The following is a 25,933-nucleotide window of genomic DNA, read 5'->3' as shown; positions in this document are numbered from 1 at the left end:
GGCGTGCTGGGCGCCTCGTTGCCCATTAAGGATAGCCAGTCAGCTTTGATCGAGTTTTTCGGCAATCACCTTGCCCTTGAAAGTCAGCGCCTCGGCCCTGGCTGAGTCGTATTGCCAGCTCAAGGATGCCGCAAGCGCTCCGGTTGCAATCAGCAGAGCTTCCGCAGTATTCAATGCGACGGTCTCTGCATGGTCGCCTTCATTTATCTGCGTACTTGCCTCTAGAGTTTCCGCGTCTTTGTTTCCAGTCATATGCATCGCACCCGCAAACCCGTCGCCACGAGCAAGTAATTCCGTATATCGCAAGGGCTCCTCGCTCTCTCTGAAGTAGCCCGATTCGGTGAGCGGAGGGGCCGTGCTCGGTATCTCAAAGCCTTCTTCTCTTGCGAGTTCTTGCGCTTTCCGTTCAAGTTCGGCGACCGCCTCCATGTTGCCGGCAATCTGGGCAAAATGTCCGACGGCATCTAGTCGCAATCGCAACGCAACTCCGTCAGGGTTTTGCTTATCGCCAGAGATTGCAAACGGCTCGCACCGAGGAAGATTGACCGAAGGAGGATTGCCGCTTCGATGGGGCGTCGATCTTTAACTAGCAGTTCGATCGACTCCGCCAGGGAAATACTCTCGATGAAAATTGCGACCGCCTGCTCCTTGCGTGCAGAGAACCCTCGAGTCTGACCGGCTTGGAAAGTTTCTGAAGCGAAGGCGAGGGTTGCTCTTAGTAAATTGAGCGCATCGTCTAGATGTGTTTTTTCCGTGGGCGACACCTGCGACAATGTCAGTGTCGTTATAGTTTCTAGCGCAGGGCGTCCCGGCTCGACTCGCCCTCGAAGCTCGAAGCCAGTTCCTGTAAAAGTGTAAGAAGGTGAACACTGTGCGGTGTACTTTTCGTTTAGTGAGAGTTTGAACGCTCCGCCTTCACGCTTAAATGAATCGACGCGCGAGTGCCAAGTGAGCATCGGGTATTCGAGATTCTCTGGCGCTGGATCGCTTCCGTCGCCTTCGAATCGCCCTCGGATGACCTTGCGAATCGATTCAACATCTTTAGGGTGACGTTCGTATAGCTCAGGAAAATCTTCCGGCGTAACCCCAACTATGCGGAGTATTGCACGGCGCACATAGTTAAAAGTGCGAGCGGTCACCGCTATTGCTCTTGCGTGAACCTCGTCGAGTGTCAGAAAGCCATGCTCCATGCCGTCACTGGCATATCTCGCTTCTCGATAGACTTCTTTGTCGCCGTCGAATATGACATCGCGTCTTGCCCAAACATCAAGGGGATGCTTCCACTTGTCAGCTACTGATGTATCAATGCCATTTCTGGCTGCAAGTTCAATCTCCGTTAGCTGATACTTGCTACAGTGAGAGCGAATTATGGATTTGGTCAATGTTTCTGCGGCCATATACAGAAAAGATAGTGCTAGAGCTTCTTCACTCAGCCTCCAGCGTGCGAGCGCTTGGCAATACTTGTAGATTGCTGATCCCATTCGTGCATCCGGAGATGAATCCTGTTGTGTTGGGAAGAACTGTTGAAGCTCGTGCACGTCCACGATGCGTCCCTCGCGTATTCCTCCACTTTCGTCCGGGATGAACACTTCTAAGAACTCACGCGACGTAGACTCAGGTGTTGCATCATAGATGATGTGCACTTCGGGCGTACCCGAGGCAATGTTCGCGACGAAAGATGCAATGTGGGCAAGGTGAATTGCGAGGCGTTCGAATTGCTTACCGGCGTGATCCAACGTTGAGACTGGGCCGCGTACGTCAATCCACAGCTCACGAGGTGTGGGACTTTCATGCCCCTCATCAACCCAGCGGGTTCGGGCCTGAACTCGCACCGGGCCGCTGCATTCAGGTACTCCGATAACCCATGCCTCGAAGACGTCTTCAGGCTTAAAGCGAACCGGCGATACTGTACGAAACACTGCAGCGTAGATCTTTGGGTCTCGCCTATTAGGTGGTCACCCTCTGGTGTGTCTGGAGGCTTCATGTGTCGATGCTCCACCGTGCGACCGTGATTGCCAACTAGATTGCCGCATCATGCGTGGGTGAGTCGCCCAGCTTTCTGCGTCGATCTAGCACCGCTACCTTGGGTAGCTCCGAAGGCGGCTCAACCGGGGGCGTTGTACAACACCCCCGGTTGAGCGAGCGAGTTCGACAGTCAAGGACACCTGCTCGACGTGAGACGTGTCGACCCAGGTTCCTCAGGTCACAGGTAGGTAGTCAAAAAGTAATTGGCTCTAACCCTGTTTCCCACTCACGATCGCGCCGGTCTCGTCGGTGACCAGGGCGATGGTGTCGGCCGTGTCGAAGTGCAGGTGGTGCCGGCGGTCGTCCGCGTAGCGGCGGACCGTGCCCGCCACCACGGCCACCAGCTCGCCGTCCTCGACCGCGTACAGGTCGTCCGGGGTCAGGACCTCGTGGATGCGCGTGCCGTTGGTGATCAGCGTGCGGACCCGGCGGCCGCTGTGGTCGTAGCCGTACAGCGCGTTGACGCCGTCGTCGCCGTGGACCCCGCGCAGCCGGCCGAACGCGTCGCGGATCTCGCTGCCCGCCCGCGGTTCCCCCGGCTCCCGCGCCACGACCTCGTGCAGCAGGCCGCCCGGGCCCGTGATGACGTGCACCGGGGCGAAGAGCTCGCTGACGCCGTTCGCGTGGTGCACCGCGGTGCGGCGGCCGTTCAGGTCGTACTGGACGGAGTCGATGAAACCGGGCACGCTCACCAGCCGCCCGACCTCGTCGTACTGGTGGTGGACGGTCAGCCGCCCGTCGCCGGCGTCGGGGTAGACCACTTCGGACAGTCGCCCGTCCGCGCGGCGCACGACGTCCAGCCGGTACTCGACGGCCACGTGCGCCGGCCGCCAGCGCCGCTCGACCGGGTGGCCAAGCGCGTCGTAGCCGAACAGCGTCACGCCGGATTCGTCGGCGACGCGCACCAGCCGTCCGCAGCTGTGCGGCCCCGCTTCGAGCGGCACCGGGAGCCCACCGTCGTGGTAGGTGAACGTCGTGACCGGGGTGCCGCCCGGGTCGTCGACCAGCACCGCCACCACGCGGTCGGCCGCGTCGTGCACGCGGTACACCGTGTGGCCGCCCGCCGTCCGCGTCTCGACCGGGTTGCCGGCGGCGTCCCGCGCGTGCACCGCGCCCTCGGCGTCCCGCAGCTCCCGCCCGAGCAGGTCCCGCACACCGTGAGGGTGCTCTTCAGGGCTTTCGCCGTTCAGCGGACGGCCCAGCGCGTCGTAGCGGAATTCTTCGTGAGCGACCGGACGCTCGCCGTCGCGGAAGGCCCGGCTCGTGCGGCACACCAGGCCGCGCGCGCAGTACTCGTGGTGCTCGTCGACGACGTCGCCGAGCAGCTCGGCGTGCCGGCGCTGCAGCAGCCGGCCCGCGCCGTCGCGCAGCTCCGCCGTCACGAGCACCTCCGCCTCGCCGGACACCGCCCGCTGCTCGGTGGTGACCCGCGCCCCGTCGTAGCGGTACCGGACGGTCGGCAGGTCCGCCGAGTCGCCCGGCCGCACCACGGTTTCGGGACGCCCCAGGGGATCGAGCGTCACCGTGGTCACCGCGCCCGCCGGGTCGACCACCTCGCACACGCGCGCCGTGCGGACGTCGTACCGCGTCGACGTCACGTTCCCGAGCGGGTCCGAGACGACCTCGGGGAAGCACCGGTCGGCGGAGTAGCGCACCTCGTGGGTGTGGCCGTGCGGGCCGGTCGTCGTGGTGCGCAGCCCGGCGACCGTGTCGAGCCGCCCGTGGAACGTCGTCGTCCACCAGCCGTCCTCGCCGGGCCGCCGGTGGTAGCCGTGGTGGCGGAAGTCCGGCGGGTGCGAGCCGTAGACGTCGGCGACGAGCGCGTCGGTGAGCACCAGCTCCTCCCGCGCGGTGAGCAGGCCGTGGGACCCGGCGCTGCCGTCGGGCCGCTCGTCGTAGCGGAACACCTTGTCGGACCGCACTTTCCCGCCGCCGTCCAGCTCGCGCACGCGGGCGGGCAGCGCGATGAACCGGCGCTCGGGGGCGGTCGCGTACGTCGTGCGCGTCTCGCGGACGGCCGGTTCGCGGCCGGGCCGCTTGGTCGTCTCGACCTCCCGCACGGGGTTGCCGGCGGCGTCGAAGGCCGTCTCCGTCGTGGTGACCGAGACCGGCCGCTCCCGGCGCTCGAAGACGGTCGCGACCGAACGCGTCCACTGAGGACGGCGAGCGTGCTCCACCCGGCGGTACGGCCGATCCTCTTCGTCGGAGCCGTCGAGTCCGTAGATCTCTTCCTTGTCCAGCAGGCCGCCGTCGCCGAACCAGCGCACGGTCCGCAGCGTGGGCGTGTACTCGTCGCCGAGCTCGTCCTGGACGACGCGGCCGAAGCCGGCGGTCCGGCTGTCGTGGTACTCGAACTCGGTCACGCCGGCCTGCCCGGTGACCGTTTCGCGCCGCGTGACGCGCCGGACGACCGGAACCGTCTCGACGGTCGCGTACTCGACCGACGTGCGCAGCCCGATCCCGTTGTCGATCTCGCTCAGCCGCCCGGTGCGCGGCAGGCCGGCGGCCTCCAGGGAGAAGTACGGCACGGCGTCGTCGAGCAGCAGCACACTGCCGCCGGTCCGCGCTTTCGCGGCGCGCTGGACCCGCTGGGGGGCCGGCGGTTCCGTGCGGGCGTAGGCCAGCCGCAGCATCGGCGCGGCCGCCTCGGCGCCGTGCGCGTCGAACCCGGTGAGCGCGACCGACGTCAGCAGGGACGCGCCGGTGAAGTCGTCTTCGTCGTAGCCGAAGCGCCAGCGCCGGACGAGCGGCCGCGCGTCCGCGGGCACCCGCAGGTCGACCCGGGCGCACCGCAGCGCCGTCGTCACGAGGGTGCCGCTGCGGCCCCAGCGCAGGACGTCCGGCCGCGGCTCGTACGTGAAGTCCACTTCGTACGGTCCGTAGGACACCCGCGCGAGGTACGCCTGCCCGGTGTGGTGCGCCCAGTCGAACGCCACGGCGTTGCCGAACGCGTCCTCGGTCCGTTCGAGGTACCAGGCGGAACCGGCGGCCCGGCCGCCGTCGGTCGTGCCGAGGACGTGCCGGACCCCCGACCGGGTGGTCAGCACGAAGCCGTCGCCCCGGCGGGCGAGCCGGCCCTCGTCACCGGCGCGCGCGTGGCCGCCGGCCAGCCGGACGTGCGGCAGCGGCAGCGCGAACCCGCCGCCGAAGGCGCCGTTCGGCGCGCCGGTCGTGTACCGCAGCACCAGCGCGGGCGCGACGCCGCCGGGACCCGGTGGCAGGTCGAGCGGCACGGCGAAGCTGCCCCCGCCGGTCGCGGGTTCCGGCGTGAACACACCGCCCAGCCCCCGCGCCGGCGCGGGCCGGCTTGCCTCCTGCGCGCTCACCCGGAGCGGAACCATGCTGATCTCCCCGACTCGATCCGTTCGATCCGTGACCTACGGACGGCCAAGTGGGTGAGGTGGTCCCGCCAGATACGTCGTCACCCGTTTGCCGTCGTCGTTACCCATTCGTGATGTCCGTGTCGTATCCCGGTGGCGGCTCACCGGTCTTTCCCGGGTGCCATCAGTGATCAATGGCGGAGGGTGGACCCGATGGTCGTCAAGTTCGTGCGAGACGAGACCGCGGCAGCGGCAGCAGCGGCGGAGGACGCGAGCACGCTCAACGAGCTCCCGACCCCGCCCAGGCAGCTGCTCGACCGGCACGGCGCGCGGGTGCTCGACCCGGCGACGGCGGTCGTCGCCGCCGGGCAGCCGGTCCCGCGCACCACCGTCTACCGGCCGGGCACCTTCCTGCTCCCCAACCGGTACCTGCGCGACCAGGAGAGCCTGGGCGCGATCAACCGCGTGCTCGCCCGCATCGGCATCTACGCCGTGCCGGCCGACCGCGGTGACGACAGCAAGGGCTACGGCCGCGCCCGCCAGCTCGACGACCTGCCCGTCCGCGCCCTGCTGCAGGTCCGCGAGGACTCCGACCCCGTCGTCGTCGACTGCTGGAAGGCGCTGCAGCTGCTGCGGTCGGCCGCTTCGGGGGAGAAGCCCGAGATCGACCCGGAGATCGTCCGGAACGTCTCCGTCGAGCACCTGCTCTTCACCTCGCCGGTGTTCGGCGGGGTGCCGTGGGAGACCAGCGGCCTCGGCGGCACGCCGTGGGAGACCAGCGGGTTCGGCGCGGGCAGCTCGTACGGGCGCACCCACGGCGCCAACCGGATCCCGGTGACGCTCGCCGCGGACCCGCCCTACCGCAGCAAGAAGCCCGCGCACCGGCGCCCGGTCGTCGCCGTGCTCGACACCGGCATCGGCCCGCACCGCTGGTTCGGGATGGCCGACCGCAGCGGCCCGCCGCCCGCCGGCTCCGGCCTCACCGTCGCCCCCGGCATCCAGGCCGCGATCCTGCAGGCCGAGCAGGACTCCGGCACCACGCTGCCGACCCAGTTCCTCGAGGACTACTGGGACGCGCCGACGACCGGCCAGCCGCTGATCGGCGACGTCGACACCGACACCGGGCACGGCCTGTTCATCGCCGGCATCATCCGGCAGGCCTGCCCCGAAGCCGACACGCTCGCGATCCGCGTCGTGCACAGCGACGGCGTCGCGTACGAGGCCGACGTGCTGCTGGCGCTGCACCTGCTCGCCGACCGCGTCCGGAACGCGCAGGCGAACAACCGGCCCCAGGACATGGTCGACGTCGTCTCGATCTCGATGGGCTACTACGTCGAAGACCCGGCCGACGTCGCCTTCACCGGCCAGTTCGGCGCGGCCATCGCCGACCTGCTCGGCCTGGGCGTGCTCGTCGTCGCGGCCGCGGGCAACGACGCCACCACCCGCCGCTTCTACCCGGCGGCCTTCGCCGACCAGCCGCTCGGCACCGGCTGCGGCCCGCAGGTGATCAGCGTCGGCGCGCTCAACCCCGACGTCGGCACCAGCAAGGCGCTGTTCTCCAACGAAGGCCCGTGGGTGAAGTGCTGGGCGACCGGCGCCGGCGTCGTCAGCACGTACCCGACCGACGTCCGCGGCAGCGCGGCCGCCGACCACGAGCTGCCCGGCCGCAACTCCTTCGACCCGGACGACTACAGCGCCGGCTTCGCGGTCTGGGACGGGACGTCGTTCGCCGCGCCGCTCGCCGCCGCGGAGATCGCCAAGGCCCTGTTCCAGTCCGGCGATCTGGCCACGGTCGACCGCGACACCGTCGTCAAGCGCGCTTGGACCGCGCTGGGCTCGCTGTGACCGTGGCCAAGACCGACCACAGCCGGGTAGCGGCACTGTTCGACGCCGCGCGGGAGGGCGACCGCGCGGCGCTGGACGAACTGGTTTCCCTGCTCACGCCGCTGCTCTGGCAGGTCGCGCGTGATCAGGGTCTGGACGCCGATCAGGCCGCCGACGTCGTGCAGACGACGTGGCTGCGCCTGCTCGGCTCCTTCGCGGAGATCCGCTCGCCGGTCGCGCTGACCGGCTGGCTGATCACCGTGACGAAGCGGGAGGCCTGGCGGGCTGGGGAAAAACGCCAGGTCGAGCGGCCGCTGCCGGAGCTTCCGGAGCGGCTGTCCGAAGCGTCACCGGCACCCGAGGAGGGGGTGCTGCGCGACGACCAGCGCGCTCGTTTGTGGCGTGCGGTCGACACCTTGCCCGAACGCTGCCGCAGCCTGCTGCGGATCGTGGCGTTCGTGCACCGGCCGGACTACGCCGAAGTGGGCGCCCGGCTGGGAATGCCGAGGGGGAGTATCGGCCCGACAAGGGGACGTTGCCTCGCGCGCCTGCGCGAGCAGCTACTCGCCAACGGCGAAGGAGATTGGCTGTGACCACCGTCGAACCACCCGGCGCGAACGAGCCCTTGGACGAGCTCGACTTCCGGCTGCTGACCGGATTGCGCGAGCTGTGGGAAGACGCCGACCCGATGCCCGCCACGCTGGTGGAGCAGATCCGCTTCGCGATCCAGCTGGAGGACGTCGACCTCGAAGTGATGCGCATCCGGGAACAGGAGGGGATGCCCGTCGCGCGCAGTGCGGCGGAGCAGGGGCGGCTCATCACGTTCGACAGCGAAAGCTTGACGATCATGGTGAACGTGAGCCCCGAGCCCAGCGGGACGATGCGCCTGGACGGCTGGCTGACCCCGCCGGCCGAGCACCCGATCGAGGTCCGCACCGCGAACGGCCCCCTGACGACCACATCGGACTCGGAGGGGCGGTTCGCGGTGAGCGCGGTACCGCACGGGATGGTGCAGGTGCTGGTGCGGACCGCGGGCCGGTCGAGGACGGTGAGCACGCCGGCGATCGAACTCTGACGGCGGCGGGGTTCGGTTGTTGGCGGGTCGCGGCTTCGCTGCGCGAGGGGCGCCGGCCGGTTCGTGCTGGTCTCGGTTCGGCGAGTGCGAGCGGCTGCGGCGGTGTCGGCGGCGAGCGGCCGCCGGTGCTCTTGGGCCCGGCGGCCCGCACCTCGGCCGGTCGGGGTGGTGAGCACGGCCATCGCGTCGCGGGCCTCGGTCCGGTTGCGGCGCGGGGCTTGGCGGCGGCGAGCGACCACACGGCGATCGAACTCTGAGTCTTCCGCGGCTGGTCGTGAGTGAGAAACAGGGTTAGAACACTGTTTCTCACTCACGACCAGCCGCGGCAGTCTGCCCATCCGGCGAGAACTCCCGGACCACCCGAGCCCGGAGGTACGATCCGGGACGTCCTTCTCGGCCGAGGAGGACGGCCCCGGCCGGAAGGGCAGCTTGTGGTCGCGTCGCCGAGGGCGGAAGACCGGGTGCGCGACCTGCATCGGCGTGCGGTCGCGGCGACCAACAACGGCCAGCCCGTGGTCGGCGGCCGCCTGATCCGGTCCGCCGCACGGCTTCTCGGGCTGCCGGCCACGCGACCGCCGCCGGAATGGCCGTCCTGGCCCGACCTCGCCACGCGCGTGCTCGGCACGTACGCCGCCGTCGAAACCGCGCTGGGCAACAGCACCCGCGGGCTCGCGCTGCTCGACGAAGCCGACGTCCTCGTGTCCGACGCCGGGCGCGGGATCCTGCGTCAGCAACGGGGTCTCGTCTTCATCCTGATCGGCCGGATGGACGAAGCCCTCACGTGCTTCGACGAAGCGATCCCCCTGCTGCGGCAGGCCGGCGAGTTCGTCGTGCTCGCGCGGACGCTGCTCAACCGCGCGATGCTGCACCAGTACGCGGGGCGCGTCCGGCTCGCGCTCGCCGATCTCGACCAGTGCGAGCAGATCGGTGCCGGCCAGCCCGAAGAAGACGGCCTGGCCCGGATCTTCGCCAAGGCCGCGCACGGGCGCGGGCAGGCCCGCGTGCTCACCGGCGACATCCCGGGCGCGCTGCGGGACTTCGACGCGGCGAGCGGGTTCTACGCCGAACAGAGCGTCGGGATGCTGCCGGTGCTGGCCGTCGACAAGGCCCGCGCGCTGCTCGCGGGCGGGCTGCCGCAGGAGGCCGCCGCCGAGCTCGACGCCGCGCTGGAACTGTTCCCGCGGCTGCGGATGAACCAGGAACACGCCGAAGCCGAGCTGACCCGCGCCCTGGCCGCGCTGGCGAGCGGCGAGCCGTCGACCGCGCGGAGCTGGGCCGGCCGCGCCGAACGCCGCTTTCGCCGCCGGGGCAACGAAACCTGGGCGGCGGTCGCGCAGCTGACCGTGCTGCGCGCGGACTTCGCGGCCGGACGGCGGATCGCCCGCGTCGCCACCGAAGCGACCGCGCTGGCCGGCCGGCTCACCGGGCTGGGCCTGCGCAACGACGCCGAAATCGCCGCGCTCCTGGCCGCCCGCGCGCGCATCGTCCTGGGCGACCTCGACGGCGCCCGCGCGGGCATCGCCGCGCGCGACCGCCGGGCCGCGCCGCTGGAGAACCGCCTGGTGCGGCGGCTCGCACTGGCCGAGCTCGGCGCCGCGAGCGGCGACCGGCGCATCACCTTCGCGAACGCGCGAGCCGGATTGACGCAGCTGGAGCGCCACCGCGGCCGGTTCGGCAGCATCGACCTGCAGACCGCGACGACGTCGCTGGGCAAGGAGCTCGCCGACGCCGGCCTCGCCGCCGCGCTGGCCCAGCGCTCGCCCGGCGTCGTCTTCCGGTGGCTCGACCGCTCGCGCGCGCAGGCGTTCCGCTTCCGGCCGGTGCGCCCGCCCGCGCACCCCGAGACCGTCGACGCCGTCGCCGAGCTGCGGTACCTCTCGATGCAGATCCGCGCGGGCGAGCTGTCCGGGAAGCCGGACACCCAGGCCGTGAAGCGTTGTGCCGCACTGGAACGCGAGATCCGCGCCAAGGGCTGGCAGGCCGAGGGCACCGACGTCGACCACCCGGAAGCGAAGCTGCGCGAGGTCGGCGACGAGCTCGCGGAGACCGGCAGCGCGATGGTCTGCTTCCTCGCCGACCACGGCGCGTTGTGCGCGCAGGTGATCGCGAACCACCGGGTGGCGCTGATCGAACTCGGCCCGGCGTCGGCCGTCGCCGAACCGGTCGCGCGGCTGCACAGTGACCTCGACGCGTTGTGCGGGCGTCAGCTGCCGCCGCAGCTCGACCAGGTCATCCGCCGTTCGGTGCGCACGCAGGTCACCGCGCTGGACGGGATCCTGCTGGCACCGCTGGCTTCCCGGCTCGGCGACCTCGACGTCGTCGTCGTGCCGACGGGTGCGCTTTCGGCGATTCCGTGGGGCCTGCTGCCGACGTTGCGCGGGCGTCCGGTGACGGTCACGCCGTCGTCGTCGGCCTGGCTCGACGCGGGCCGCCGTCCGCGCCGGGCGGCCGGGGCGCCGCTGCTGGTGGCCGGCTCGGACCTGACCCACGCCGAGGACGAGGTTTCGCTGCTGGCGCCGTTCTACCCGGAGGCCGAGGTGCTGACGGGCGCGGACGCGACGGTCTCGGCGACGCTCAAGGCGTTCGACGGCTGCCGCCTCGCGCACTTCGCCGCCCACGGCCACCACGAACAGGAGAACGTGCTGTTCTCCCGGCTGAACCTGGCCGACGGGCCGCTGATGGCCTACGACGTCCAGCAGCTTTCGACGGCGCCCGAGCAGGTGGTGCTGTCTTCGTGCGACGTCGGCCAGGCGGTGGTCCGCGACGGCGACGAGGTCCTCGGCTTCACGGCGGCGCTGCTCTACGGCGGGAGCCGGACGGTCGTCTCGAGCGTGGCGCGGGTCGACGACCGCACGGCCGGCGGCGTGATGCTGGCCTACCACCGGGCGCTCTCGGCGGGCACGCCCCCTGCGCGTGCCCTGGCCGACGCGGCCCAGGCGGAACCGCTGATGCCGTTCGTCTGCTTCGGCCGAAGCTGACATCTGTTTTGACGTCTGGCCCCCGGCGGGGTTGCTTTCGGGTGATCGACCCCATCGCGGCGCATCCCCGGGCGGCCCCCGGGCATCTCTCACTGTGAGTCCAGTTGATCACGGAACGAGGGAGGATGACCATGAAGCGAACTGTCACCGCGCTGATCGTCGGGGGTCTGGCGGCCGGCGGGCTGGTCCTGGCGGCCGGGGCCGCGAACGCCATGCCGAGCGACACGCCGTGCGGGGCGTCGGACGTCCACGTGACCGTGGCGCCCGACCCGTCGAACGCCGCCGGCCACGAGGCCTACGTCCTCACCTACACCGCGGCTTCGCCGACGACGAACTGCAAGCTCGAAGGCGCGCCGACCGCGTTGACCTTCATCGCCGGCGGGCAGCGGCTGCCGGTCACCGCGACCACGGACGGAAGTGAGTCCGTGCCGGTGAACCTGCGCGAGGGGCACCCGGCCGTGTCGCGGATCGTGCAGCGCTCGGCGGCCGCGCCTTCTTCGCCGACGTTCGTGACGTTCGACCTGCCGACCGGCCCGTTCGGCCAGCCGGTGAGCGTCGAATGGCCCGCCGGGGCGCCGCTGAAGGGCGACACGGTGCAGGTCACGCCGGTCAGCAGCTGAGCTTTTCCGACACAGGGAGGAATGTCATGAAGCGCATCTTGATGGGGATCGGCACGGTGGCGGGGGCCTTCGCGCTGGCGGCGTGCGGTAGTTCGACGTCGGCGAGCCCGGCTCCGGCTGGAGGCAATGCGCCGGCTCAGGCTCCGGCCGCGGCGCAGGGGGCGTCCGGTGGCGGGGTGGCCACGGCGTCGACGAGCACGCCGCGCTGCACCACGGCGGACCTGGAGGTCCTGCTGGGCAAGCCGGCCGAGAAGAACGACGCGCCGGGCCAGTTCGACATCCCGCTGACCTACCGCAACACCACGGACCACACGTGCGGCTTGTACGGCGTACCGGGCGTCGACCTGGTCGGCCCCGACGACGCGACGTTCGGCCCGGTCTACCACCTGCCGCGCGTCGACAACGGCGTGAAGTACAACGAGGTGACCGCGGGGACGACGGCGTCGGCGACGATCACGGTCGTGAAGCCGGCCGCCGGTGAGCCCGCGTGGACGCCGGCGAAGCTGAACACGATCCCGCCGGGCTCCACCACGGCGCTGACGGCGAAGTGGCCGTCGGACCTGCCGGTGCTTCGCCAGGACGCGGCGACCCACCCGGGTTCCTACGTGAACGGCATCCTGGCCGATCCGGCCTAACGGCCCAGTCCGTCACTCGATCGGGTGAAGCGGGGAGCCACGCGTCATTCCGGGCGTGTGGCTCCCTCTTTCTCGGTGCGGCGGTAACCGGCCGGCACGCCCCCCGACTGGCCGGTTACCGCTGCGGCCTTTCTACGCACGGTGGAGCAGCACGACGGAGTCCGTCTCGTCGACGCGCCGGTAGCCCGTGCTCTTCAGCCCTTCCAGAGCGAGCGCCTTCGTGGCCAGCGTCGTCGGCCAGGACTGCTCCGGCTTCGCCACCACCACCCACTCCGGCCGCTGCTTCGTCACGCCGTCGAAGAACAGGACCGTGCAGCGGGACGTCAGCCGCGGGGCCAGCCGGTTCGACGCCAGCACCGTCGCGCCGTCGGGGATCCGCGCCAGCACCGTGTCGATGCCGGCCCGCTGCGACGGCGTCCAGACGCCGTCCGTCAGGTGCGCCGCCTGCAGGCCCAGCGAAGCCAGCCCGGCCACCAGCGCGCACGCCGGGAGCAGCCGGGCGAGCCGCCGGGCGCCGCGGACGCCCGCGAGGAACACGATCGGCATCAGGACCGCGCTGTAGTGGTAGCCCATGCCCCAGTAGCGGTCGTTCGCCGAGACCAGCCGCCAGAGCAGCGTCGGCACCGCCAGCAGCAGCACCGGCGATCGCAGCGCGGTGAACGCCGTCGGCACCACCAGGGCCAGCAGCATCGACACCTTGACGATCGACCCGCCGAAGGGGTTGAGGCCGCCGCTGTGCGCGTAGGCGCCGGCCGGGTTCAACGCCGGCAGCACGACCGTCACCAGCAGCGCCGACGTCGCCACGCCGAAGACGACCACCGCCCAGCCGAGCCGTCGCTGCCGGTTGAGCACCAGGACCACGCCCACCGCGGCGAGCGTCAGCGGCAGGTCCTCCTTGACCAGCACCAGCGGCAGCGCGCACCACACCGCCGCCCGCCACCGTTCGCGCAGCAGGTGTTCCGCGGCGAACGCCACCATCGGGACGGCGAAGCAGACCTCGTGGAAGTCGAAGTTCACCGCGGACAGCAGCCCCCACGACAGCACGTACCCCACGGCCACGACCGCACCGCGGCGAGCGCCCAGCACGCGAACCGCGCAGCGCGTCACGGGCACCGCGGACAGCGCGAACAGGAAGGCCTGCGCGACCAGCAGGCACGCCGGCGACGGCCAGAGCAGGTAGAACGGCGCGAGCAGCGCCAGGATCGGGTGGAAGTGGTCGCCGAGCGTCGGGTAGTCCGCGCCGAGCAGGTCCGACACCGGCCAGTGCCCGTGCGCGTAGGACCGCACCGCCTGTTCGAAGATCCCCAGGTCGAACCCGCTCGCGTCGAACGTCCGGAGCCGCTGCAGCGACCAGGCGGCATACCCGGCGAAGGCGACCGCGGCGACGACGTAGGGGATCGCGCGGGTGTCGCGCGTGCGCGCCGGAGCCGGCGCGAGGTCGATCAGCATGGCGGGATGCTCTTGAGGCCACGCTGAGCCGGAGCTTAAGAGAGCTGAAGACGTCTTCAGGCAAGCGGAAGACGCAGCTCCAGCCGCGCGCCGGACTCGCCGTCGGCGACGCGCAGGGTGCCGCCGTGCGCCCGCGCGATCTCCGCGGCGATCGCCAGGCCGAGCCCGGAGCCGCCGTCGTCTTCGCGGGCGCGGTCCTCGTCCAGCCGCACGAACCGGTCGAAGACGCGCTCCCGCTGCTCGGGCGGGATGCCGGGCCCGTCGTCCTCGACCGTCAGCACGCTCTGGCCGCCGGACGCGGTGAGCGTGATCGTCACGCGGCTCTTCGCGTGGCGCTCGGCGTTGTCGACGAGGTTGCGCAGCACGCGCTCGAGCCGTCCGGCGTGGCCGCGCACCACCGGCGACGCTTCGAGGTGCAGTTCGACGCCGTCATGCGGGACCCGCGCGGCGACGTGTTCGGACACCAGGTCCGCCAGCGCCACCGGCTCGGTACCGGCCGGCTGGTCCGCGTCCAGCTTGCTGAGCAGCAGCAGGTCCGCGGCCAGCGTCTCCATCCGCGTCACGTCGAGCACGGCGTTTTCGCAGCTGCGGCGCCAGTCCAGCCGGTCGGGGTGGGCGAGCTGCACCTCGAGCTGGGTGCGCAGCGACGCCAGCGGCGTGCGCAGCTCGTGCGACGCGTCCGCGGTGAACTGGCTCTGCCGCCGCACCGAACGGTCGAGCCGGGCCAGCATCTCGTTCATCGTCACGGCGAGCTCGGTGATCTCGTCGCCGGAGTCCGGGACCGGGACGCGGCGGCCGAGGTCGCCCGCGCGCACGCCGTCGACCTCGGCGCGGATGCCGCCCACCGCGCGCAGCGACCGTCGCACGGCGAACCACGCGACGCCGCCGACGAGCAGCGCGGCCGCGGGCACCCCGCCCCACAGGATCCGCTGGGCGGTGGCGACGGTTTCGAGACCGACGGGGTCGATCGGCACCGACGCCCGGACGAAGTGCTTGTCGTCGAGGGTCCCGGACTGCGACACGACGGTGTTCTCGCCGCCGAAGGGCCAGCCGAGCACGCAGTCCGTTCCGTAGACCACGGCCTGCCCGACGTTCGTGCGCGGGGCGTCCGGGCAGCTGTCGGACTTGTCGGGGCTGATCCAGTAGCCGCTGTAGTCGAGCTGCTTGGCGACGTCGACGGGCTTGACCCCGGCGTCGAGCAGCCCGGCGACCGCACCGGCCTTTTCGCTGGCGAGCTGGTTCGCGGAGCTTTCCAGGCCGCTGCGCAGTGCCTCGACGAACCAGTAGGAACCGAGGCCGAGGACGAGCGCCGAAGCGAGCGCGGCGAAGAGGGCGACCCGCCACCGGGTCGACCGGGGCAGGAGCCGGATCATGCCCAGAAGATAACCGCACCTTCGGAGACCCGGGACGCCGTCCGGGCTCCTACCGTCGATAGCCGTGACCATCGCACCTTCGCAGTGGCAGGCGGTGCGCGCCGCGCTGCCGGAGACCGGCGCCCGGTTCGCGGACCTGCTGACGGGCGTGCGGGATGCGCACGCGACGTCGCTCGGCGAGTGGACGATCGCCGAAACGGCGTCGCACGTCGGGATGATCGCGCTGATGTACACGTCGATGATCCGCGGCGACGGCGGTCCGCTGCCCCTGCCGGGCCTCGCCGAGCGGATCGACACGGCCAGCGTGGACACGATCTCGCGGATGAACGCGCTCGCGCTCGAGCTGTACCCGGAACGCGATCCCGGCCGGCTGGCCGAGCGGTTGCGCGCGGACATCGCCGAGGTGCTTCTGGTCAGCGCGGACGCCGACCCCGAGAAGCCGGTGTGGTGGCTGGGCGGCTCGCGCGTGCCGGTGGCCGGCTTGCTCGCGCACCTGGTCAACGAGATGCTGCTGCACGGCCTCGACATCGCCCGCGCGATCGGGCGGCCGTGGCCGATCCCCGCGTCGCACGAGGCGTTGTTCCTGGAGCTGTTCCTGTTCGGCATGGTGCGCAACGACATGGGCCGCCTGCTCGACGACGCGACGCCGTCCTCGCGCCGGATCGCGGTCGAGTTCCGGTCGGCTTCGACGGCACCCGCGGTGCTGGCGTTGCAGCACGGCTCGCTCCGGCTGGAGGCCCCGGACGGCCGCGCCGACGTGCGGCTGACGTTCGACCCGGCGGTGCTGGTGCCGATGATGTTCGGCCGGATCTCCCGCCATCGGGCCGTGTTGGGTGGCGGGGTCCGGATCAGCGGGCCGCGGCCGTGGCGGCTGCCCGCGTTCCTGCGGACCGTGCGGATGCCCTAGCGGTCAGTTCGCCGACCAGCCGTCGCCCCACTCGGCGTCGCGCGCTGCGCGGTAGCGCGGGCCCTGCTTCTTCGAGACGGCGACGCCGGGCTTGAGCCCGTCCGACGACGTGCAGAGGTCGAGCGCGACCCAGCCCTTGTGCTTCTTCGGGTGCCGGATGATCCGCGCGTCCGGCCGTTCCGGCGCGGACCGCGACGCGACGACGTAGGCGAACTTCTCGTCCTCGAAGCCGAGCGTCCCCGCCTTGAGCCGCCGGTGCAGGCCCGACCGCGGCAGCCGCGCGGAGAAGTGGCACCAGTCCTCGCCGGGCACGATCGGGCAGGCGGCGTCGTGCGGGCACGGCGCCACGACGTGCAAGCCGAGGCCGATGAGCTGCGCGCGGGCGGCGCGGATCCGTTCGTAGCCCGCGGGGGTGCCGGGTTCGATGAGCGCGACGGTTCCCGCTTTGGCGGCCAGCCAGCGCACGACGTCGTCGCGGGTGGCGTCCGGCAGTTCGCCGAGGACGTAGGACAGCGTGACGAGGTCGGCTTCCGGCGCGGGCGCGGCCGGGTCGACGAAGCCGCGTCGCCACTCGGCGCCCCGGACGGCGGCGTTCCGGGCACCCGCGGCCAGCCGCTTGCCGAGCCCGATGGCCCCGGCGACCTGCTCGAGAACCGTGCACTTCGCCAGCGACGGCCAGACGGCGGCGGCCGCCCACACGGCGGCACCGGTGCCACCACCGACGTCGACCTGCGTCCGCGGCTCGAAGCCAGGCACGCGCGAAGCGGCTTCGGCGAGCACAGCGTGTACGGCGGCATAGGTGGCAGGCATGCGGTAGCCGGCGTACGCGGCGACGTCGGCTTCGGAGCTGAGGATGGGCGAGGTAGCCGCGTCACCCTGGCGGTAGCGCGTGCTGAGCCGGTCGACGGACTGCGCGAGCCGCGGCACGGGGTGCCGGGCCAGCTCGTCGTCGAGCGCGGAGGAGAGGTCGTCGGGGAGTACCGCCACGGCTGACGATTCTCCCCTGTCCGATTTGCCCCGCGGAAGCCGCCCTGAGCTGCTAGTTTTCCGTCGCGAAAGATTTCTGGCGGAAGCTGTCGATCCGGGACCCCGCCGTTCGACGCGTAGGCAGACCGAGCGAGAGGAGACCGCGATGCGGTTCATGGTGATCGTCAAGACGAACGAGGCCACCGATGGCAAGGCCCCCAGCGCCGAGCTGCTGGCCGAGATGGGGAAGTTCAACGAGGAGATGGTCAAGGCCGGCATCCTGCTGGCCGGCGAGGGCCTCGCGCCGAGTGCGGAAGGCGCCCGGGTCGTCTTCGACGGCAAGGAGACCCCGAAGGTCGTCGACGGCCCGTTCACCGAGTCGAAGGAGCTCGTCGGCGGCTTCTGGATCCTGCAGGTCCGCGACCGTGACGAGGCGATCGAGTGGATCAAGCGGATGCCGAACCCCGAGGGCGAGGCCGGCGAGGTCGAGATCCGGCGCGTCGCGGAGGCGTCCGACTTCGAGAACATGACGCCCGAGGTCGAAGAGCTGGAAGGCCGGCTGCGCGCGCAGAGCGCGCGGAAGGCGTGACGCGATGCGGTTCATGGTGATGGTGAAGGCCAGCCCCGAATCCGAGGCGGCCGGGTTCCAGCCCAGCGCCGTCGCGCTCGCCGAGATGTCGAAGTTCAACGAGCGGCTGCTGAACGAGGGCCGGATCGTCATCGCCGAGGGCCTCACGTCGAGTGCGGAAGGCGTGCGCGTCGTCTTCGAAGGCGACACCGAGCCGAAGGTCATCGACGGTCCCTTCGCGGAGACGAAGGAGCTCGTCGCCGGGTTCTGGGTGCTGAACGGCGAGTCGCTCGAGGAGGTCGTCGAGCTGATGCGGCAGGCGCCGAATCCCGAGGAGCAGGGCGGCGTGATCGAGATCCGCACGATCAGCGGCTAGTGGGTTGCACCGCGCCGGATCACCCTGTCTGATGGCCGGGTGACGGTTGCGGACGCCCGAAGCACGGTCGAGACGGTGTGGCGGATCGAGTCGCCGCGGCTCATCGCGGGTCTGGCCCGCATGGCCCGCGGCGACGTCGGCCTCGCGGAGGAGCTGGCGCAGGACGCCCTGGTCGCGGCGCTGGAGCAGTGGCCGGAGTCCGGCGTGCCGCGCAACCCCGGCGCGTGGCTGATGACCATCGCCAAGCGGCGCGCGGTCGACCAGTTCCGCCGCAACGAGCGGTACGCGGAGAAGCTCGAAGAGGTCGGGCGCGACCAGCAGCTCGGCGAGGGCGTCCTGCCCGACTTCGACGCGGCCCTCGACGACCACATCGAGGACGACCTGCTGCGCCTGCTGTTCGTCGCCTGCCACCCGGTGCTGAACACGCAGGCCCGCGTCGCGCTGACGCTGCGGATGCTCGGCGGGCTGACCACGGACGAGATCGCGCGCGCCTTCCTGGTCAGCGAGTCGACGATCGCGCAGCGGATCGTCCGGGCGAAGAAGGCCCTCGCGGCGGCGAAGGTCCCGTTCGAGGTGCCGGAGGGCGACGAACGCGTCGCGCGGCTGTCGTCCGTGCTCGAGGTCATCTACCTGGTGTTCAACGAGGGCTATTCGGCCACCCGCGGCGACGACTGGATGCGCCCGGCTCTCTGCGAGGAGGCGATGCGCCTCGGCCGCGTCCTCGCCGGGCTGATCCCGGGCGAGTCCGAGGTGCACGGCCTGGTCGCGCTGATGGAGCTGCAGTCGTCGCGCTCGAAGGCCCGCACCGGCCCGAACGGCGAGCCGGTGCTCCTGCTGGAGCAGGACCGCGCCCGCTGGGACCGCCTGCTGATCCAGCACGGCCTGGCGGCACTGACCCTGTCGGAACAGATCGCCGAGGGTGCGTACGGCCCGTATTCGGCCCAGGCGGCGATCGCGGCGTGCCACGCCCGCGCCCGCACGGCGGACGAGACGGACTGGACGCGCATCGCGGCGTTGTACGAGGGCCTCGGAAAGCTCCAGCCGTCCCCGGTGATCGAGCTGAACCGCGGGGTGGCGGTGTCGATGGCCCGGGGCCCGGCGGCGGGTCTGGAGGTGGTCGACGCGGTGGCCGACGAGCCGGCGTTGAAGGACTACCACCTGCTCCCGAGCGTCCGCGGCGACCTGCTGGAGAAGCTGGGCCGGCTGGCGGAGGCGGAGCAGGAGTTCAGAAGGGCGGCGGAGATGACGGAGAACGCCCGCGAGCGAGCGCTGCTCTTGGACCGCGCGACGGCGGTGGGGCGCTGACACGGTGCTCGCCTCGCTGCTGCCCGGCTTCCGGGACGTCCGCAGTGCGCTGGTGGCGGGCTACATGTGGTTCTGCGCCGGCTGGCTCCTGATCGGCCATTACCACCCGCCGCAGGCTGGGTTGCTGGGGAAACCGGCGCTGGAGCTGCTGGAGCTGTTCGGCACGGGCGGCCGGCTCGTCGCGATCAGCGTGCTGTGCCTGCTGATCGGCGAGGTCACCGGCAGCCTCGTCGCGGCGACCTTCGGCCGGCTGAGCCATGCCTACCTGCTCCGGCTCACCGCGGCGGACCTCGACCACCTGCCGGGTGGCCCGCTGGCCGTGTTCCGGCCGGTGAGCGGCCGGACCGTCGAGCGCATCCGCGGCCGGATCCGGCAGGAGCACCGGCAGCGCCAGGAGCAGCTGAGCTCCGACGCCACGCCGCGCGGCATCAACCCGCACGAGGTGGACCGCATCGCGATCGAGGCGGTGCGCGAGGTCCTGCACGTGTCCCCGCGGCTGATCGTCGCGAAGCCCGAACTGTTCGCCGAGTACAGCCGGTTCAAGGCGGAGAGCGAATTCCGCGATGCCATCCTCTTGCCGCTCCCGGTGCTCGCCGTGGCGGTGTGCGTGAACCTGACCGCACCGGCGTGGCTCGAAGCGATCGCCGTCGCGCTGGTCCTGCTGGCCGACGGTTATTTGTTCGCGCAGTCGCGCAAGCGGTTCCGCCAGGCGCACAGCCTGATCGGGCACAGTGTCGCGGACGGGACGATCGACTCCGCGGCGATGAGCGACTAGCGGTCCCGCCAAGCCATCGGTGACAGCGTCAACGCCGCTTCCGCGATCTTCTTCGCGGTCTCCGTCGTGAGGCCCTTCGTCGCCGACCCGATCCACTCGTCGACCCGCTGAACCCCGATGTCCCGGTACTCCAGCGCCTGCAGCAGCATCTCCAGCTTGTCGGCATCCTTGGCGCACAACGCCTCGGCCGACGAGCGGGTCTCGTATTCGTCGACCGCGTCGCGCACCAGCTCGCGGGACCGCGCGGGCAAGGCGGCCGTCTGGTCGGCCGTGATCTCCCGCGGCTCCGGCTTCTTCAGGTAGTCCACCGCCGTCAGCGGAAGATCACCCGTCCGGGTCTCCTGCGTGTCGTGCCACAGCGCCAGGAACGCCGCCCGCTCCGGCGACGCTCCCTCCTCCGTCGCGATCAACGCCGCGAGCTGGGCCGCCCGCAGGCTGTGCTCGCCGACCGACTCCGGGTCGCGCACCCCCGCGTGCCACCAGCCCGACCGGCGGACGCGCTTCAGCAGGCCCAGCTCGTACCCGAAGGACGCCAGCGACTCACTCATGCGCCCCAGCCTAGGGCGACGGGATCATCGCCGTCAGGATCGTCGCCTGCAGCAGGGAGATCACGCCGACCACCCCGGTCAGCAGCAGCGACCACAGGAACGTCTGGCGCAGCAGCGACCCCTCCTTGCCGCTCTGCCCGATCGCCGTCGCGCCGATCGACAGGTTCTGCGGCGAGATCATCTTGCCCATCACGCCACCCGACGTGTTCGTCGCGCCCGCCAGGATCGGGTTCAGGTTCAGCTGCTGGGCCGAGATCACCTGCATCGGGCCGAACAGGCTGTTCGTCGACGCGTCCGAGCCCGTCAGGAACACGCCCAGCCAGCCGATGTACGCCGAGAACAGCGGGAAGACCGCGCCCGTCGTCGCCAGCGCCAGGCCCAGCGTCTGCGTCGCGCCCGAGTAGTTCATGACGAACGCGATCGCCAGGATCATGAAGATCGTCGCGAGCGCCCAGCGCATCTGGAACAGCGTCTGCCGGTACGTCTTGACCAGCAGCCCCGCCCGGCCACCCATCGCGAAGCCGGCGATGACCGCCGCGACCAGGGCGACCGTTCCGGGCGAGAACAGGAAGTCCACCGTGAACGTCGCCGCGTACGGCGCGTTCTTCGCGGTGATCGGCGGGTGCTGGACGACGTGGTTGTGCAGCCCCGGCCAGGCGAAGATCCAGTCCGCCTTGTGCAGCAGCTTCGTCAGGTCGAGCCAGGTGGGCAGGTTCTTGAAGATCGTGCCGATCCGCGACAGGAAGATGGCGAGGATCAGGATGATGTAGGGCATCCACGCGTAGAGCGCGCCGCGTTCGGACTGCGCCGCGCCCAGACTCTTGACAGCGCTTTCTTCGCCGTCGAAACGCCAGACCGTCGCGGGCTGCCAGAACCGCGTCAGTATCCACAGCGCGGCCATCGCGGTGAGCGCGGCGAGGACGTCGACCAGACTGGCGCTGATGTAGTTGGACGCGACGAACTGCATGGCCGCGAACGCGAGCCCGGCGGTCAGCACCGCCGGCCACACCTCGAGCATGCGCTTCCAGCCGGCGAGCACGACGACCAGGAACGCCGGGATGATCAGCGCGAGCACCGGCACCTGACGGCCGACCGCCGCCGAGAACAGTTCGGTCGCCTGGTCCTGCTTGAGGTGCATGATCGGCGCGGTCAGCCGGCCGAGCACGATCAGCGGGTTGCCGAGCCCGCCGAACGCGACCGGCGCGGTGTTCGCCAGGAGCGCCAGCACGACGGCCTTCACCGGCGGGAACCCGAGCGCGGCCATCATCGCCGCGGTGATCGCGATCGGCGACCCGCCGCCCGCGACGCCTTCGAGGAGCGCGCCGAAGCCGAACGCGATGAGCAGCGCCTGCAGCCGCCGGTCTTCGCTGAACCCGGCGAGCACGCGCTTGATGGCGTCGAACCGGCCGGTGGCGACGGTGACGTTGTGGAAGTACACGGCGTGGAAGGCGATCCAGGCCACCGACCACACGCCGAACACGACGCCCATCGCCGCGGAGTCGAACGCCAGCGCGGCCGGCATCCGGTACAGCAGCAGGGCGACGCCGAGCGCGGTGACCAGCGCGAGGGCGGCGGACAGGTGCGCGGACAGGCGGACGACGCCGAGCGCGACCAGCAGCACGATGATCGGGAGCGCGGCGAGCAGCGCGGAGACCCACAGTCCGCCCGCCGGCTGGTAGTCCTGGAGCCAGGTCATCCCCGCTGCCCCCGGACGTATCCGAGCCGCAGCGACAGGGCGGCGGCGGTCCCGGCGACGGAGGCACCGAGCTCGTCGAGGCGGCGCAGTACGCGCGGCGCCGGCCCGGCGATGGAGATGGCGGCGATCGGCCGCCCGGAGTGATCGCGCACGGCGGCGGCGACGCACCCGACGTCGGGCTCGTTCTCGACCTCGTCGACCGCCCAGCCGCGACGGCTGGTCCGCGCGAGGTCGTCGAGCAGCCGGAGCGGATCGTTGATCGTCTTGAGCGTGAGGGAGTCGAGCTTCATCCGCCGGACACGCTCGGCCCGATCGGCTTCGGGCAGCGCGGCGAGCCAGGCTTTCCCGAGCGAGGTGGCGTGCTGCGGCCGTCGCGTGCCGAGCCGGCAGGCGAGGGTGACGGCGCTGGCACTGCGTTCGGTCGCGACGTAGACCATGGTGTCGTTGTCGGGAACGGCGAGGTAGGTGGTCTCCCCGGACCGTTCGGCGAGCGACGCGAGGTACCGGGGCGCACACCGGTGCAGATCGGTGGCGGCCATGGCCCGGGCCCCGAGTTCGACGAGCCGCGTGCCGAGCCTGACCCGCCCGGTGACCTGGTCGGCTTCGAGGTATTCGAGGCTCTTCAGGGTGCCGACGATGCGGTAGGCGGCACTGCGGGAAAGCCCCAGTTGCCGCGCGATCGCATTGGTGGAAATCTCCTGGTGCCGACCCACGTGCTCGAGCACCGCGAGCCCGCGTTCGAGAGTTCCGCTGTTCTCCAGTACGCGCTCCGGTCCCACGATGCCCTCCGTTGGACGTTCCCGTTTCCGCTCAGCGGTACGCATTTCCGCTGGGTGGGGTTGGACGGTAACACCTCCGATGTATGTGGGGAAGATCTTGAAACGTCTCACAAGAATGCGGTTAGTTGCGCAGGCTAATTGGTACAACCTCCGATGGTTAAGTTCCCTACCTATGGCGGTTGTGGAGGCGTGGAAGGGGTTGTTCGACAAGTTCGACGGTGGGTGGTTCATATCCGTGAATGGGCCGTGAAGGGAGTAGAGGAGTTGTCCCCAGGGTGGCCGTAATGTGGACAAACCGGCTCGGGTGGTGGCTTTTCGCGTTTTTCGTCGGTGGGGGTCGATACGCTGGAACAGGGACGCCCCCCAGGGACGGGCGGGGGCTGTGTCGGCGGGGGCTGTGTCGGCGGGGGCTGTGTCGGCGGGGGCTGTGTCGGCGGGGGCTGTGTCGGCGGGGGCTGTGTCGGCGGGGGCTGTGTACGAAATCGTTCACGACATTCAGGCGGCTAACTCCGCGCGCTGCCTTCCGTGCGCCGAGCGGTGGTGTCGCCCATGACTCATTCGCGACCTCACCCGACCTGCCCACCGGCCCGCCGGTGATCGAGCGAGCCGGGACTGCGACTTCGCCGGCGCCTGCCGGCCGCAGCGAACCCGGCCAGGGAGGCCCAGCCAGGGAGGACCGAGCAGCACCGGCCGAGACCCGGGTCACGGACTCAGCGAAATCACAGCGCCTCCCGAGCACCATCCACCCGGTGACCGCCCGAAGCCCCCTCCGTACCCGCGCGTCCGTGACCGCCGGGCGGGTCTCCGCCTGGCTCTCCCGGCGGGCCGGCCTCGGCAAAGGCGGTGTCATCGGTGGCCGCGTCACCCTTGCCCTCGATCCGAAAGCCCTGCGGCGGCTCGGCCGGGACCGCACCGTCGTTCTCGTCACCGGCACCAACGGCAAAACCACGACCGCCCTGATGATCACCCGGGCCCTCGAAGCGCTCGCCGAAGTCGCCGCCAACAGCGACGGGGCCAACATGCCCGACGGCGTCCTCGCCGCCCTGGCCGCGCGCCCCGACGCCCCCTACGCCGTTCTCGAAGTCGACGAGACCTACCTGCCCTGGGTCGCCGACCAGCTGGAACCCGCGGTGCTCGTCCTGCTCAACCTCAGCCGCGACCAGCTCGACCGCGTCGGCGAGGTTCGTTCCACCGAACGAGATCTGCGCAAAGCGATCGAGAACCACCCCGGAACCACGATTGTCGCCAATGGTGACGACGTTCTCGTCACCTCCGCGGCGAGCGTGGCCGCGAAACCCGTGTGGGTCGGCGCCGGCCGTCGCTGGACCGGGGACTCGACCGCCTGCCCGCGCTGCGACGGCCCGATCACCCACACCAAACACCACTGGAGCTGCGCCTGCGGCCTCGCCCGCCCCGAGCCCACCTGGACCCTCGACGGCGATCTCGTCGACACCCCCGGCGGTCGTCAAGTCGACCTGGACCTGCGGCTTCCCGGGGACGCGAACCGATCCAACGCCGCCTTCGCGCTCGCCGCCGCGCACCGGCTCGGTGTTCCGCCGCACACCGCCGCCGCTCGGCTGCGGACCATCACCGACATCGGCGGCCGCTACCGGACGATCCGCCGGTCGCGGCACTCCGTGCGGCTGATGCTGGCCAAGAACCCGGCCGGCTGGGTCGAAACGCTGCGGGTGCTGGACGAGGACACCCCCGTCGTCGTCGCGGTCAACGCCCAGGAGGCCGACGGCCGAGACCTGTCGTGGCTCTGGGACGTGCACTTCGAACGGCTGCGCGGCCGCCAGGTCGTCGTCACCGGCGAGCGCGGGGCCGACCTCGCCGTCCGGCTCTGCTACGCCGAGGTCGCGCACTGGGCCGAACCCGACCCGGTCGCCGCGATCGACGCGCTGCCGCCCGGTGGCGTCGAGCTCGTCGCCAACTACACCGCGTTCCGCGACCTCGTCGGCAGGCTGCCTGGTGCGTGACTCGATCGTCCACATCGGACTCCTGCTGCCCGAGGTGCTCGGCACCTACGGCGACACCGGCAACGCGCAGGTCCTCTGCCAGCGGCTGCGCTGGCGCGGGCTCGACGCCGAGGTCGTGCCGGTCGGGCTCGGCGAGCCGGTTCCGTCCACTTTGGACCTCTACCTGCTCGGCGGCGGCGAGGACGGCGCACAGGCGCTGGCCGCGGCCCACCTGCGGAAGTACCGGCGGGCGCTGACGCCGCAGGCGGTGGTCTTCGGCGTCTGCGCGGGCCTGCAGGTGCTCGGCACCCGCTTCCGCGGCCTCGACGGCGTCGACCACGACGGTCTCGGCCTGCTCGACGTCGTCACCGAGCCCGGCGAACGCCGCGCGGTCTCCGAACTGGTCGCGACGTCCTCGGAAATCCTCGGCGGAGCGCCGCTCACCGGGTTCGAGAACCACCTCGGCGTCAGCAAGCTCGGCGCCGACAGCGAACCGCTCGGGCACGTCGTGCGCGGGACCGGCAACGGCGACGGCACCGAAGGGGCGGTGACCGACCGGATCGTCGGCACCTACCTGCACGGCCCGGCGCTCGCCCGCAACCCCGTGCTGGCCGACCTGCTGCTGACCTGGACGGCCGGGCACCCGCTGCCGGCTCTCGAACTGCCCGAGGTCGACCGTCTGCGCGTGGAGCGGCTCACCGCCACGCGCCGTCGGCGGACGTCGTGACGGCGGCCGTCCGTGGTTACGCTGAGTTC

Annotated in this window: 22 protein-coding genes; 13 read left to right on the top strand and 9 right to left on the bottom strand. The window is 71.0% G+C overall.

The window, feature by feature from the left end; genetic code table 11:
- Positions 1-39 precede the first annotated feature (39 nt).
- The 3 genes from ACZ7PG_RS29395 to ACZ7PG_RS29385 form a co-directional block, all read right to left on the bottom strand.
- Entirely contained in the window at positions 40-480 is a 441-nt protein-coding gene (locus ACZ7PG_RS29395; protein WP_470242279.1) for a hypothetical protein, read from the bottom strand.
- Entirely contained in the window at positions 465-1,544 is a 1,080-nt protein-coding gene (locus tag ACZ7PG_RS29390; protein ID WP_470242278.1) for a hypothetical protein, read from the bottom strand. The genes ACZ7PG_RS29395 and ACZ7PG_RS29390 overlap by 16 nt, the downstream gene beginning before the upstream one ends.
- Before the next feature lie 690 nt (positions 1,545-2,234).
- On the bottom strand, positions 2,235-5,366 hold the full coding sequence (locus ACZ7PG_RS29385) for a SpvB/TcaC N-terminal domain-containing protein (protein WP_470242277.1): 3,132 nt from the start codon (positions 5,364-5,366) through the stop codon (positions 2,235-2,237).
- Between the two features lie 192 nt (positions 5,367-5,558).
- Between ACZ7PG_RS29385 and ACZ7PG_RS29380 the strand changes: the two genes are divergently transcribed.
- The 6 genes from ACZ7PG_RS29380 (at position 5,559) to ACZ7PG_RS29355 (ending at position 12,477) form a co-directional block, all read left to right on the top strand.
- Entirely contained in the window at positions 5,559-7,190 is a 1,632-nt protein-coding gene (locus tag ACZ7PG_RS29380) for a S8 family serine peptidase (protein ID WP_470242276.1), read from the top strand.
- On the top strand, positions 7,187-7,762 hold the full coding sequence (locus ACZ7PG_RS29375; protein ID WP_470242275.1) for an RNA polymerase sigma factor: 576 nt from the start codon (positions 7,187-7,189) through the stop codon (positions 7,760-7,762). Before ACZ7PG_RS29380 ends, ACZ7PG_RS29375 begins: the two co-directional genes overlap by 4 nt.
- Complete coding sequence (locus tag ACZ7PG_RS29370) at positions 7,759-8,244, top strand: hypothetical protein (protein ID WP_470242274.1); 486 nt, start codon at positions 7,759-7,761, stop codon at positions 8,242-8,244. The genes ACZ7PG_RS29375 and ACZ7PG_RS29370 overlap by 4 nt, the downstream gene beginning before the upstream one ends.
- 461 nt (positions 8,245-8,705) lie before the next feature.
- Complete coding sequence (locus ACZ7PG_RS29365) at positions 8,706-11,222, top strand: CHAT domain-containing protein (RefSeq protein ID WP_470242273.1); 2,517 nt, start codon at positions 8,706-8,708, stop codon at positions 11,220-11,222.
- 131 nt (positions 11,223-11,353) lie between these two features.
- Entirely contained in the window at positions 11,354-11,842 is a 489-nt protein-coding gene (locus tag ACZ7PG_RS29360) for a DUF4232 domain-containing protein (protein ID WP_470242272.1), read from the top strand.
- Positions 11,843-11,868: 26 nt separating this feature from the next.
- Positions 11,869-12,477: a DUF4232 domain-containing protein gene (locus ACZ7PG_RS29355; protein ID WP_470242271.1), complete on the top strand. Its 609-nt coding sequence runs from the start codon at positions 11,869-11,871 to the stop codon at positions 12,475-12,477.
- Positions 12,478-12,609: 132 nt separating this feature from the next.
- Here ACZ7PG_RS29355 and ACZ7PG_RS29350 read toward each other — a convergent pair whose 3' ends face one another.
- Together ACZ7PG_RS29350 and ACZ7PG_RS29345 are read right to left on the bottom strand one after the other, a co-directional pair.
- Positions 12,610-13,926, bottom strand: coding sequence for a DUF2079 domain-containing protein (locus ACZ7PG_RS29350; RefSeq protein WP_470242270.1), 1,317 nt, complete (start codon positions 13,924-13,926; stop codon positions 12,610-12,612).
- Positions 13,927-13,982: 56 nt separating this feature from the next.
- Complete coding sequence (locus ACZ7PG_RS29345; protein WP_470242269.1) at positions 13,983-15,299, bottom strand: sensor histidine kinase; 1,317 nt, start codon at positions 15,297-15,299, stop codon at positions 13,983-13,985.
- 64 nt (positions 15,300-15,363) lie between these two features.
- On the opposite strand from ACZ7PG_RS29345, the gene ACZ7PG_RS29340 reads away from it, so the two are divergent.
- A complete protein-coding gene (locus ACZ7PG_RS29340; protein ID WP_470242268.1) occupies positions 15,364-16,206 on the top strand; it encodes a maleylpyruvate isomerase family mycothiol-dependent enzyme in 843 nt (280 codons plus the stop codon).
- A 3-nt stretch (positions 16,207-16,209) separates the two neighbouring features.
- Here the strand turns inward: ACZ7PG_RS29340 and ACZ7PG_RS29335 are convergent, their stop codons facing one another.
- Positions 16,210-17,193, bottom strand: coding sequence for a small ribosomal subunit Rsm22 family protein (locus tag ACZ7PG_RS29335; RefSeq protein ID WP_470242267.1), 984 nt, complete (start codon positions 17,191-17,193; stop codon positions 16,210-16,212).
- Positions 17,194-17,338: 145 nt separating this feature from the next.
- On the opposite strand from ACZ7PG_RS29335, the gene ACZ7PG_RS29330 reads away from it, so the two are divergent.
- From ACZ7PG_RS29330 to ACZ7PG_RS29315, 4 genes are read left to right on the top strand one after another with little or no spacing between them, the layout of a single operon-like run.
- On the top strand, positions 17,339-17,761 hold the full coding sequence (locus ACZ7PG_RS29330) for a YciI family protein (RefSeq protein WP_470242266.1): 423 nt from the start codon (positions 17,339-17,341) through the stop codon (positions 17,759-17,761).
- Positions 17,762-17,765: 4 nt separating this feature from the next.
- Positions 17,766-18,116 carry a YciI family protein gene (locus tag ACZ7PG_RS29325; RefSeq protein ID WP_470242265.1) on the top strand — a complete coding sequence of 117 codons (351 nt, stop codon included), beginning with the start codon at positions 17,766-17,768 and terminating at the stop codon, positions 18,114-18,116.
- A 39-nt stretch (positions 18,117-18,155) separates the two neighbouring features.
- Positions 18,156-19,421, top strand: a complete 1,266-nt coding sequence (locus ACZ7PG_RS29320; protein ID WP_470242264.1) for an RNA polymerase sigma factor — start codon at positions 18,156-18,158, stop codon at positions 19,419-19,421.
- A 4-nt stretch (positions 19,422-19,425) separates the two neighbouring features.
- Positions 19,426-20,196, top strand: a complete 771-nt coding sequence (locus ACZ7PG_RS29315; RefSeq protein WP_470242263.1) for a hypothetical protein — start codon at positions 19,426-19,428, stop codon at positions 20,194-20,196.
- Here the strand turns inward: ACZ7PG_RS29315 and ACZ7PG_RS29310 are convergent.
- From ACZ7PG_RS29310 to ACZ7PG_RS29300, 3 genes are read right to left on the bottom strand one after another with little or no spacing between them, the layout of a single operon-like run.
- Positions 20,193-20,744, bottom strand: coding sequence for an HD domain-containing protein (locus ACZ7PG_RS29310; RefSeq protein WP_470242262.1), 552 nt, complete (start codon positions 20,742-20,744; stop codon positions 20,193-20,195). The two genes, ACZ7PG_RS29315 and ACZ7PG_RS29310, sit on opposite strands and share 4 nt — an antisense overlap.
- Positions 20,745-20,754: 10 nt before the next feature.
- Positions 20,755-22,440: an L-lactate permease gene (locus ACZ7PG_RS29305; RefSeq protein ID WP_470242261.1), complete on the bottom strand. Its 1,686-nt coding sequence runs from the start codon at positions 22,438-22,440 to the stop codon at positions 20,755-20,757.
- On the bottom strand, positions 22,437-23,219 hold the full coding sequence (locus tag ACZ7PG_RS29300) for an IclR family transcriptional regulator (RefSeq protein WP_470242260.1): 783 nt from the start codon (positions 23,217-23,219) through the stop codon (positions 22,437-22,439). The genes ACZ7PG_RS29305 and ACZ7PG_RS29300 overlap by 4 nt, the downstream gene beginning before the upstream one ends.
- 785 nt (positions 23,220-24,004) lie before the next feature.
- Here ACZ7PG_RS29300 and ACZ7PG_RS29295 point away from each other — a divergent pair.
- Together ACZ7PG_RS29295 and ACZ7PG_RS29290 are read left to right on the top strand one after the other, a co-directional pair.
- A complete protein-coding gene (locus ACZ7PG_RS29295; protein WP_470242259.1) occupies positions 24,005-25,198 on the top strand; it encodes a MurT ligase domain-containing protein in 1,194 nt (397 codons plus the stop codon).
- Positions 25,191-25,904, top strand: coding sequence for a type 1 glutamine amidotransferase (locus tag ACZ7PG_RS29290; RefSeq protein WP_470242258.1), 714 nt, complete (start codon positions 25,191-25,193; stop codon positions 25,902-25,904). The genes ACZ7PG_RS29295 and ACZ7PG_RS29290 overlap by 8 nt, the downstream gene beginning before the upstream one ends.
- The last annotated feature ends 29 nt before the right edge of the window (positions 25,905-25,933 follow it).

Source organism: Amycolatopsis sp. NPDC114504 (assembly GCF_055633595.1).
Note: the sequence above shows the minus strand (reverse complement) of the source record. Positions and strands in the feature narration are given on the sequence as shown.

Excerpts from the sequence above, each read along its gene's own strand:
- ACZ7PG_RS29385 (WP_470242277.1), bottom strand. The coding sequence starts at position 5,366 with ATGGTTCCGCTCCGGGTGAGCGCGCAGGAGGCAAGCCGGCCCGCGCCG.
- ACZ7PG_RS29380 (WP_470242276.1), top strand. The coding sequence starts at position 5,559 with ATGGTCGTCAAGTTCGTGCGAGACGAGACCGCGGCAGCGGCAGCAGCG.
- ACZ7PG_RS29360 (WP_470242272.1), top strand. The coding sequence starts at position 11,354 with ATGAAGCGAACTGTCACCGCGCTGATCGTCGGGGGTCTGGCGGCCGGC.
- ACZ7PG_RS29355 (WP_470242271.1), top strand. The coding sequence starts at position 11,869 with ATGAAGCGCATCTTGATGGGGATCGGCACGGTGGCGGGGGCCTTCGCG.
- ACZ7PG_RS29350 (WP_470242270.1), bottom strand. The coding sequence starts at position 13,926 with ATGCTGATCGACCTCGCGCCGGCTCCGGCGCGCACGCGCGACACCCGC.
- ACZ7PG_RS29345 (WP_470242269.1), bottom strand. The coding sequence starts at position 15,299 with ATGATCCGGCTCCTGCCCCGGTCGACCCGGTGGCGGGTCGCCCTCTTC.
- ACZ7PG_RS29330 (WP_470242266.1), top strand. The coding sequence starts at position 17,339 with ATGCGGTTCATGGTGATCGTCAAGACGAACGAGGCCACCGATGGCAAG.
- ACZ7PG_RS29325 (WP_470242265.1), top strand. The coding sequence starts at position 17,766 with ATGCGGTTCATGGTGATGGTGAAGGCCAGCCCCGAATCCGAGGCGGCC.
- ACZ7PG_RS29310 (WP_470242262.1), bottom strand. The coding sequence starts at position 20,744 with ATGAGTGAGTCGCTGGCGTCCTTCGGGTACGAGCTGGGCCTGCTGAAG.
- ACZ7PG_RS29305 (WP_470242261.1), bottom strand. The coding sequence starts at position 22,440 with ATGACCTGGCTCCAGGACTACCAGCCGGCGGGCGGACTGTGGGTCTCC.